9 protein-coding genes (1 of these 9 running past the window's edge) are annotated in these 10,000 nt (G+C 69.7%); all 9 read right to left on the bottom strand.

Features of this window, described 5'->3' with window-relative positions; genetic code table 11:
* Positions 1-245, bottom strand: partial view of an ABC transporter permease gene (locus RI554_05305; GenBank protein MDR9391429.1) — the 5' portion only. 673 nt of this gene lie to the left of the window's left edge; the window shows 245 of its 918 coding nt (coding positions 1-245); it begins with the start codon at positions 243-245; its stop codon lies beyond the left edge, outside the window.
* 54 nt (positions 246-299) lie between these two features.
* Entirely contained in the window at positions 300-1,847 is a 1,548-nt protein-coding gene (locus RI554_05300) for an ABC transporter substrate-binding protein (protein ID MDR9391428.1), read from the bottom strand.
* A 109-nt stretch (positions 1,848-1,956) separates the two neighbouring features.
* Entirely contained in the window at positions 1,957-3,150 is a 1,194-nt protein-coding gene (locus RI554_05295) for a M20 family metallopeptidase (GenBank protein MDR9391427.1), read from the bottom strand.
* A gap of 95 nt (positions 3,151-3,245) precedes the next feature.
* The gene (locus tag RI554_05290) at positions 3,246-4,706 is read right to left on the bottom strand and encodes an aminotransferase class III-fold pyridoxal phosphate-dependent enzyme (GenBank protein MDR9391426.1); all 1,461 of its coding nucleotides are present in this window, start codon (positions 4,704-4,706) and stop codon (positions 3,246-3,248) included.
* On the bottom strand, positions 4,703-5,311 hold the full coding sequence (locus RI554_05285; protein MDR9391425.1) for a hypothetical protein: 609 nt from the start codon (positions 5,309-5,311) through the stop codon (positions 4,703-4,705). The genes RI554_05290 and RI554_05285 overlap by 4 nt, the downstream gene beginning before the upstream one ends.
* A 112-nt stretch (positions 5,312-5,423) precedes the next feature.
* A complete protein-coding gene (locus RI554_05280; GenBank protein ID MDR9391424.1) occupies positions 5,424-6,461 on the bottom strand; it encodes an ABC transporter permease in 1,038 nt (345 codons plus the stop codon).
* Positions 6,461-7,519, bottom strand: coding sequence for an ABC transporter permease (locus RI554_05275; protein ID MDR9391423.1), 1,059 nt, complete (start codon positions 7,517-7,519; stop codon positions 6,461-6,463). The genes RI554_05280 and RI554_05275 overlap by 1 nt, the downstream gene beginning before the upstream one ends.
* A 65-nt stretch (positions 7,520-7,584) precedes the next feature.
* Positions 7,585-9,324 carry an ABC transporter substrate-binding protein gene (locus tag RI554_05270; protein ID MDR9391422.1) on the bottom strand — a complete coding sequence of 580 codons (1,740 nt, stop codon included), beginning with the start codon at positions 9,322-9,324 and terminating at the stop codon, positions 7,585-7,587.
* 200 nt (positions 9,325-9,524) lie between these two features.
* On the bottom strand, positions 9,525-10,000 hold a 476-nt coding region (locus RI554_05265; GenBank protein ID MDR9391421.1), incomplete at its 5' end, for a hypothetical protein.

Raw genomic sequence — 10,000 nt, 5'->3', positions numbered from 1 at the left:
TAGTACGACACGCCGAGGTCGCCTTGGAGGAGATTGACGTAAAAGAGACCGTACTGCGCCGCCAAGGGACGGTCGAGCCCCAAAGAGGTTCGGAGCGCCTCCACCTCGTCGCCCGTCATGACGCTTTCCGAGGTGAGGAGCTCGACCGGATCGCCGACGAAATAGATGAGACCGAAGATCAGGCTCGTGAGCACCCACATCGACAGCACGCCCTGCAGGACGCGTCGAGCGACGAAGACCGTCACCGGTCGGCTCCCCAGGGAGCCGACCGGACGGTCGTCGAGACGATGGGGGTGGGGTCAGTCGTCACGTTTCGCTTCGAACGCGTACATCACCTCGTCCGGACGCGACTCGAACTCGATTCCGCTGCGGACGCCGGCGATGGTGTTCTCGTAGTAGAGCGGGATGTACGCGACGTCTTCGTAGATCGCCTCATCCAGGATCGCGCGGGCGTTGGCGATGCGCTCGTCGTCGTCGAACACGGCGAGATCGCCGCGAATGAACGCCTCGTCGATCGAGTCGCTGGAGTACCTCGGACGGTTGAAGGTACCGTGACCCGCCTCCATGTCCCGCGTCCGCATGAAGCCCGGCAGCGTCGGGTAAGGCGCGGTCCAGCCCCAGCCCGCCATGTACATCGTGAACGCCCCCTCGTTCAGCGACGGGAAGAACACGGTTCGGGTTTGGGCACGCACGTCGGTATCGATGCCGACCTCGCTCAACATGCCGGCGATCGCTTCGGCGACGAACTCGTCGTTCAGGTATCGGTCGTTGGGGGAGTCCAGGATCAACCGGAAGCCGTCTTCGTAGCCCGCTTCGGCCAGCAGTTCGCGCGCGCGCTCCGGGTCGTAGGCGGGTCGCTCCGCGTCCGGGTCGTGGAACTCGATGGCGGGCGGGGGGAACTGTTCGGCGACCGTGGCGGCGCCTCCCATGACGGCTTCGACGATCCCTTCGTTGTCGATCGCGTGCCACACGGCGAGGCGCACGCGCGGATCGAGGAACGGGTTCTCGATCCCGTCCGGCAGCCCCGGCGATTCGGTTCGCCAGTAGTCCATCGTCAGGTAGATCGTGCGGATGCTGGCAGCCTGCGTGACGTAGGCGTTCGGATCGCGCTCGACCCGCGCGAAGTCCTGCGGAAGGATCTTCTGCGCGATGTCGACCTCGCCCGACAGGAGCGCGGCGACTCGCGCGGAGCCGCTGGGAATGTTTCGCAGGAGCACCTCGCGGTACTCCGGCACGTCACCCCAGTAGTCGTCGTATGCAACGAGCTCGAGACGTTCGTCCTGCTGCCAGTCGACGAACGTGTACGGACCGCTTCCGATGGGGTTCTCCAGGAACGCCTGCATGCCGTTCGCTTCGACGGCGTCCTTGGGCAGGAGCGCGATGTTGGACAGATTGATCGGTAGCGCCGGGTCGGCTTGCGCGGTTTCGACCTCCACGGTGCCGTCGTCGATCGCGGTCGCGGTCGTCACGCCACCGACGTACGTCTTCATCTCGGACTCGGGCGCGGTCGCGGCTCGCGTGAGCGAGTAGGCGACGTCCTCCGCGGTCACCGGCGTCCCATCGTGGAACGTCATGCCTTCGCGGACGCTCATCCGCCAGACCGTCGGTTCGACGTTCTCCCAGTCGGTCAGCACCCACGGAAGAATCGCGCCATCGGGCGCTCGGCGGGTCAACGTATCGAAGATGTGGTGCTGCCAAGCGAACGTCGTCGTCTCGGACCTCGCATGCGGGTCGAGCGTGACCGCGCCGCCCTCGAAGGCGACGTCGAGACGGTCGTCTTGGGCGAAGGCCGCGGTGACGAGCCCCGCGGCCACCAGGACCGTAGCCAGCTTGTACAGGATGCGCATGGAACCTCCTCGAAGGGATTCGACTCGGGACGGACGCGCGTGAGCAGCGACGCCGAACGCGCGCAGGTACGTGACGAAGCCGGGCGGGCCCGGCGCGTACCCCGGAGGGTCAGGTGGACGCGCGTTCCGCGCGTGCCCGGGCAAGAAGGTCGGGATCGGTGAGGACGTCGGCGGCCAGGGCCGCCAGCAACTTCGCACCGTCGACGACGGCTGCGTCCCCGCGAGGGGAAGCGGCCGCGATCTCGAACGGGGCCGTGTGCGGCTTCGCTTCATCGTCGATGGCGATGTAGGCGTGGAGCGCCGGGAGGCGCTGCGAGACGTTGCCCATGTCGGTGGAGCCGCCGTAGTCGTCGGCATCAATGGCGGCGGGGGATCGTCCGAGCGACCGGGCGTGCTCGGCGTAGCGTTCCGCGAGGGCCCGGTTGGGGATCATGTTCTCGTACGCCGGACCGATCTCGTTCACCTCGACGTCGCACCCGGTCATCAGGGCTGCGCCCTCGAGCACGTTCCGGGCACGAGGGACGAGCGAGTCGAACAGGTAGCCGCGATCGGCGCAGCGAACGAGCAGGCGCATCGACGCCCGCTCGGGGATGATGTTGGCGGCGTCGCCCCCCTCGCGCACGATGCCGTGAAGACGCACGTCGGACGTCACCTGCTGACGCATGGCGTCGAGGCCCGAGAAGGCCAAGCGGACCGCGTCCAACGCATTCACGCCGAGGTGGGGCGCCATGGCGGCGTGCGCAGGTTCCCCGGTAAACGTCACGTCCCAACCAACGCGAGCGAGGGACGGGCCCCCCTGCCGGTCTTCGGCGAGCGGGTGAATCATCATCGCGGCATCGACGTCGTCGAAGACGCCGGCCTCCACGAGGTACGCCTTCCCGCCGCCCCCCTCTTCTCCGGGGCACCCGATGACGCGAAGTTCACCCGGCAGCTGGTCCATCGATGCGCCGAGCGCAAGGCCCCCACCCAGCCCGATGGTTGCGATGACGTTATGACCGCAGGCGTGACCGAGTCCCTCGAGTGCGTCGTATTCACACAGGATGGCGACCGTGGGGCCGTCCCCGCCTCCGCCGCGCTTTCGTGCGACGAAGGCGGTCTCCAAACCGCCCGCCGGTCGTTGCACCTCGAAGCCCTCGCGCTCGAGCGCGTCCGTCAGCCACGCTGACGCTCGGTGCTCTTCGAAACGGATCTCCGGATGTGCATGGATGCGGTGGCTGAGGGCGACGAGGTCTTGGCTTCGGCGGTCGACCGCGTCCCAGACCTCCGCGCGCACCTTGGCGCCCTGCGTCATCGACTGTTGCATACATAACCGTAGCAGGGTCGTTCGTATGCGTCAAACGCGGGTCGGCGAACCGGAGACCCCGCGGTTCGGCCGGACGGCGAAGCGGCGGCGGGTCGTCAGCGGGATCGGGGTCCTCCCCGCGTCGCGATCCGCGCGAGGCGCGCGAGGCGGGCCGGCCCCGCCGACGCCGCCAACCGCCACGCCTGAGGGTGCGCATCCGCGAAGGCGTCGACCCGGTCCCACAACGTCGCTTGCAGCGCCTCGGGCATGTCCAACGCCGGCGTCAGCCGCACCACGCCACTCGCGGCGAGACTCACGATGGCGTGCACGCCCGCGAGGTGCAGGCTCCGGACGCCCAACCCGCTGGCCAACAGCCGCGCCAACGCCGGGCGTCCCCCCAGCAGGCCCGGCGCGACGGGGTCGTGCAGGACCAGCGCGTGGAGGAGGCCGGCACTGCGGACCTCCCGGACCAGGCCGGGACGGCGCTCGGCGAGCGCCTGCAGACGCGCGCGGCCGCGCGCGCCCGCCTCGCGGGCCCGCAGGTCGTAGCGTCCCTCCACCAGCGTCTCCAAGGCGCTCAGGGCGACCGCCATCGCCAGGCCGTTCCCCGCGAAGGTGCTCGAGTGGCGGCGCGACGAGAACCCGGGCAGCATCGCCTGCATCAGGTCGGGCCGCGCGATCGTCGCGCCGATCGGCACGAGGCCCCCCGACAGCGGTTTCGCGAGGGTCACGACGTCGGGATCGAGGCCGGCGGCGACGCTGGCGAACCAGTGCCCGGTCCGCCCCAATCCGGTCTGGATTTCGTCGGCGACGATACGCAGCCCGTAGCGCTCCCGCAGGTCCTGCAGCCCGGCGAGGAACCCGTCCGGGGGCGTCACGACGCCCCCCTCGCCCTGCACCGGTTCGACGACGAGGCCCGCGACCTGGTCGGCGCCCACCACCATCAGTTCGCGTTCGACGGCGTCGAGATCGCCGTAGGGCAGGGTCCGGACGCCGGGAAGGAGCGGACGGAAGGCCGCCTGGTACTCCTCGGTCGGCGTGATGGACAGCGCCCCCATCGTCTTCCCGTGGTAGCCCCCGCGGAACGTCAGGATCCAGGGGGCGTCGGGCTTCGACGCGCGCAGGAGCTTCAGGGCGATCTCGATCGCTTCCGCCCCGGAGTTGGAGAACAGGACGCGGTCGTCGGCGTGGCGGGGCGCGCCGTGCGCCAGGAGCGCGACCAGGTTCGCCGCCAACGCCGCGCGCGCCTCCGACGCCGCCTGCTGCGCGAAGGCGGGCGTCCGGAACCCCGCTAGGTAGGCGCGGGCGGCCTCCACCAGCGCCGGGGGGCCCTCCCCGAACGGGAGGGCGGCGTACCCGCCGGCGTGCACCAGGTGGCGGCCGCGGGGGTCCTCGAGCTCCCACGGCGACGTGCGCCGGAACGGTCCGGCGATGCCGAGCGCGTCGAACACCCGCGTGAGCTCGCCGTTGCCGTGCGCCCCCTCGACCGCGACGGCGTCGAGCGCGCCGCCCTCGAGGACGTCGCGGGCGGCGTACGGCAGGGTCGGGCCCGGCGCGTCGGTCGCGCCGTCGCTCACTCCACGCTCCGGGTGGTGACGTTCCCCGCCCCGTCCTCCACCGTGAGGGTCGCGCCGCCCTCGGGAAGGTCGACGGCGAAGCGGTGCTCCGCGGCGGGCGCGAAGGCGAGGGGGACGTCCCCCGCGCGGATGGCGGTCACCGCGACGTCGTCGCGGGCCACCCCCTCGACGCGCGTCCCCCCGTCGTCCAGGCCCTCGCGCCCCACGATCTCCAGGGTCGGGGGCGTGACGTCGATGCGGAGGGTGTGCAGCAGCGTCGAGCTGCGGCCCGACACGTCGCGCGCCACGATGCGGGTGGTCGTCTCGCCCTCGTCCAGGTCGGGGATCGTGAAGACGAACTCGACGAAGCGTTTGCCGCGTTCCGCGGCGTACACGTCGAACGAAAGCAGGTCGGTGCCGTCCACCTCCAGCGCCGCGACCCCTTCGTCGTCCATGACGTACCCGACGATGCGGAGGTCCTCGGTCGTACGGGTCGTTCCGCTCTTGGGTTCCCGGATCGCGACGAGCGGTGCGAGGGCGTCGTCGCGCCCGAGGCAGCCCGTGAGCGTCGTGGCGGCCAGCAGGGCCGCCGCCAGGAGGCGGGGGAGGGCAGGGCGGCGCGTCACGACGGCATGCTACCGCGACGCCGCAACGCACCCCGGTCCCCGCCGCCTCACGCACGTCCGCCGGCCCGAGGGCCGGCGGACGTGACGACGTGCAGGGGGTCGCGAACGCGACTCAGGCGTCGCGTGGATCCAACGCGTCGCGAAGCGCGTCGCCCAACAGGTTCCACCCGAGCACGAACACGAGGATCGCCATACCGGGGTAGACCGACGTGAACCAGTACGCCAGCGGGTCGCCGGGCGGCCCGAGGATCCAGTTCCGCGCGAAGTTCACCATCTGGCCCCAGTCGGCGTACCCGATGGGGGGCCCGAGACCGAGGAACGACAATGCGGCGGCGGTGAGGACGACGGAGCCCATGTCGAGGCTGGCGACCACGACGAGGGGCGCGAGGGTGTTCGGGAAGATGTGGCGCGAGAAGATGCGCAGGCCCCGCCCGCCGAGCGCACGCGCGCTTTCGACGTAGTCGAGGGTCTTGAGCTTCAGGATCTCCCCGCGGATGACGCGGGCGTAGTTCGGCCACGACACCAGCGAGATCGCCACGATCACGTTCGTCAGGGTCTGCCCGAGGATCGTCACGATCACGATCGCCAACACCAGGCTGGGGAAGGCGATGACGACGTCGGTGAAGCGCATCAGGACCTCGTCGACCCACCCTCCGAAGAAGCCGGCGAGGCCCCCGACGAGGAGGCCGAGCACGATGCTGATGCCGACGATGATCAGGCCGATCTGGAAGGCCGTGCGGGCGCCCCACACCAGCCCGTAGGCGATGTCGTAGCCGTTGCTGGTGGTGCCCAGCGGGAACGCCTCCGACGGCGCTTCGGGGATCGGTGAGTAGCTGGCGCGCGGCATGGTGTAGCACGCCTCGGGCGACGCGAAGATCGAGCGCCAGAACAGGCCCTTCGTGGGGTCGTCGATGTTCCCCATGGTGGCGGCGGTCGCTCCGAGGTCGCGCAGGCAGGTGCGCCCCGGTTCGCTCAACTGCGGCGCGAACAACGCCACGACGGCGAACGCCGCGACGAGGATCGCGCCGGTGATCGCCAGCGGGTTGCGCCGAAACCGCTTCGCGGCCTTGCTCTTCCACCAGCGCGTGGGGGCCCGGACGTCGCCGGCCGGCGCCTTCGAGAGGGCGACGGGCGTCTCTTCGCGCGCCATCAGCCGTACCGGATTCGGGGATCGACGATCGCGTACAGGACGTCGACGAGGAGGTTGCCGACCACCACGATGAAGGCGGTCAGGACGGTGAAGCCCATGATGGCGGGGTAGTCGAGGGCGACGGCGGCGGACGCGAACCAGCGACCGAGGCCGGGGTAGTTGAAGACGGTTTCGGTGATGACGACCCCGTTCAACAGGAAGATCAGCGTGAAGCCCGCGAGGGTGATGACCGGGATCAGGGCGTTGCGGCGGGCGTGCTTGAAGTGCACGACGCTGTCGCGCAGCCCCTTCGCGCGGGCGGTCCGGACGTAGTCCTGCGACAGCGTCTCGAGCAGGCTCGAGCGCATCACGCGCATGATCAACGCCGACGACGTCGCCGCAAGCGTGATGACGGGCAACACCAGGTGGCGCAGCGCATCCCAGAACACGTCCGGACGGCCGGCCAGCACCGAGTCGATCAGCAGGAAGTTCGTGCGGATGGGGAAGGTCCCGTTGGCGATCTGGATGGCGACCTCGGTCGACACGCGCCCCGGTTCGAGGCGGAAGGCCCCGCCGGCGAACTCGCGCAGGACGTCGCCCAGACCGCCGTAGAACAGCACGAGCAACCAGATGCCGAGCACGAAGTTCGGAAGCGACCAGCCCACGATCGCGCCGAGGCGGGTGATCTGGTCGATCGCCTTGTCGCGATTCAAGGCCGCCAGCGTCCCCAGCCAGATGCCCAGCCCGATGACCGGAATCAGGCTCACCAACGCCAGTTCCGCGCTGGCGGGGAGGCGCTTGCGGATGGTGGTCGCCACCGGCTCACTCGAGGCGGTCGAGAAACCCAGGTTGCCGGAGAGGGCCTCCCCCACCCACGAGGCGTACTGCACGTGGAACGGTTCGTCCAGGCCGTACTGCTCGATGATCGCATCGAGATTCTTGAGTTGCGCGTCGCTCGAGACGAACGCCGCCGCCCGCTGGGCGGGCGACAGGAGCTGCATGAGCAGCACGATCATCACGGTGACGCCGACGAATACGAACGGAATAAATAGGAGCCGTCGAACGATGTAGGCGAACAATGAAGTGCCCCTTCGTGGGTTCGGGGGGGAGGCGAGCGCCTCCCCCCCGAATCACGTGGCGGTCCTCAGTCGAGGACGATGTCCTTCCAGAGGAACTGGCCGCCGTACATGGGGTTCAGGTAGACGCCCTGCACGTTGTCGCGCGTGACGATGAACTCGTTGGGCGAGGGGTAGGGCAGCATCGGCATCTCGTCGTAGGCGATCTGACCGACCTGCTCGTAGAGGTCCTCGCGTTCCTCGGCGTCGACGGTCTCCCGGGCGGCGTCGATGAGCGCGTCCAGCTCGGGGTTGTCGATGCCGGTCCGGCCGGCGTAGAAGCCCTCGGAGTGATAGAAGGGGTGCAGGAAGTAGTCCGAGTCGGCGTAGGACGGCGCCCAGCCGAGCGCGAACATGGTGCCCTTGCCCTCGTCGGTGTAGGCGAGGTAGTCGGGCCACGCGAGCTCGCGGACGTTCATGCGGAAGCCCGGGTTCATGAACTCGATGTTGTCCTTGATGATGTTCAACGCCGCCTGGCGGGTGGTGTTGCCCGCGTTGTAGGTGGCGGTGAACTCGAACCCGTTCTCCCACACGGCCCCGCCGTGCGCGGCCTGGCAGGCCTCTTCGGCGGCGGCGTAGTCCAGGTCGTAGGTCGGGAGGTCGTCGCGGTAGCCGAGGAAGGAGGGCGGCAGGCCCATGGTCAGCGCCTGACCCTGGCCCTGGAGGACCTGGTCGATGAACGCCTGCTGGTCGAAGTTGTACGCGAAGCACTTGCGCATGTTCGCGTCGTCGAAGAAGTTGGCGGGGATGCCGTCGCCGTCCAGCTGGCCGCTCCCGACGTCGGGGTTGTTGTCGGTGTTGATGTCGCTGTTGAAGAACACCATGCCGACCGTGGTGGAGAGCCAGTTGGGCTCCTCGTGGATCGTCACGCCCTCGGCGCCACGGAGCTGCTCGAGCGTGGCGCGGTCGCCGACCTGCACGCGGCTCGCGTCGCCCGCCTGGATGGCGAGGAGGCGGGTGGACTGCTCGTCGACGGTCTGGACGACGACGTCCTGGACGGCGGGCGTGTCGCCCCAGTAGCCGTCGTAGCGCTCGGCGACGAGCTGTTCGCCGTCCCAGTCGACCAGCTGGTAGGCGCCGGTGCCGCTGGCGGCGTCGTGCAGGTGGTACTCGCGCAGGTTGACGCCGATCCAGTCGCGCCAGGTCGCCTCGGTGCCGTCCCAGAGGCCGTTGTCGATCGCGAAGTCGCGGTCGACGATGCGGGCGACGTCCGACATCATCTTCACGAAGAAGGTGGGGTCGGGCGCGTCGAGGGTGAACTGGATCGTGTTCTCGTCGATGCACTCCGCGGCGTCGTCGATGCGCGCGAAGAAGTCGGCGTAGTCGGCGTCGCTGGCGTCGTCACCGAGGACGGCGTCGGCGTTGCCCTGCGCCCCGAGGAACGACTCGGCGAGGAACCACACGCCGCCGTCGCTGGGGTTGTGCACGAGCATGCGCTCGACGGTGTACTCCACGTCGGCGCAGGTGAAGTCGTTGCCGCTGTGGAAGGTGACGCCTTCACGAAGCGTGAAGGTGTACTGGTCGCCGGCGTCGTTGGCGGACCAATCCGTGGCGAGCGAGCCCTGGAACTCCGTGACGCTTTCGCCGACGTAGTCGTAGAGGGTCTCGTAGATGTTCTCGATCGCGACGCTGGACGCCGTGTCGTACGCCTGCGCGGGATCGAGCGTGTCGATGCCCCCGAACGTCTGGTACACGAACGTGTTCTGCGCCCAGGCACTCCCGAAGAGGAGTGCGGCCGCGAGCGCGATGCCGGTGAAGGCTTTTCTCATGCGACTTCCTTTCGCCGTCAGGGATTCCGCCGGGCGTCACCCCACCTCGACCGTGGGGTCGGCGCGTGGGCGGGAAGGTCCACCAGCGTTCCGCGCTACGACGAAGCCCGGGGTGGACACCGCCCCACGGAACACGGGGTGCATAAGGTACCACACGTAGCGGGGGTTCGGTCCTTCGTCGTTCGGGGGGCGTCGCCGGTTCAGCGCGCGCCGGCCGCGTCCCCCACCGCGTTCGCGTCCGCCGCGAGGAGGAACGCCACGATGGCGTCGTACTCCGCGTCGGAGAGCGCACCTGGAAACGGACGCGGCATCGTCGCCCCCACGTAGGCGCGGAGCGCCGCTTCGCCCCCGAACCGCCGGACCGCACCGTGCGGCCCGAGCAACGCCGGCCCCTCCCCGACGCTGAACGCGTTGTTCGGTCGGATCCGCGACCAATCCATGACCCGCGGGTTGGCGGGCCGGTGGCACTTCGCGCACGTCTGGTGCGAATCGGGGAACGCCGCCACGGCCTCCTCGAAGCCGCCGCCGGTATCGCCGTGGCAGGCCGCGCAGTGGAACGCGTACAGCGACGCGCCGGTCCGCACCTGCGCGTCGCCGTCGGGCACCAGGGCCAAACTGGCGCGCGCCTCGGAGGGATCGGGTTGCGCCCACGAAACGCCCCCGATCAGGAGGGCGA

The sequence above is a fragment of the Trueperaceae bacterium genome, from assembly GCA_031581195.1.
GTDB lineage: Bacteria > Deinococcota > Deinococci > Deinococcales > Trueperaceae > SLSQ01.
This window is presented reverse-complemented; position numbering and strand designations above follow the sequence as displayed.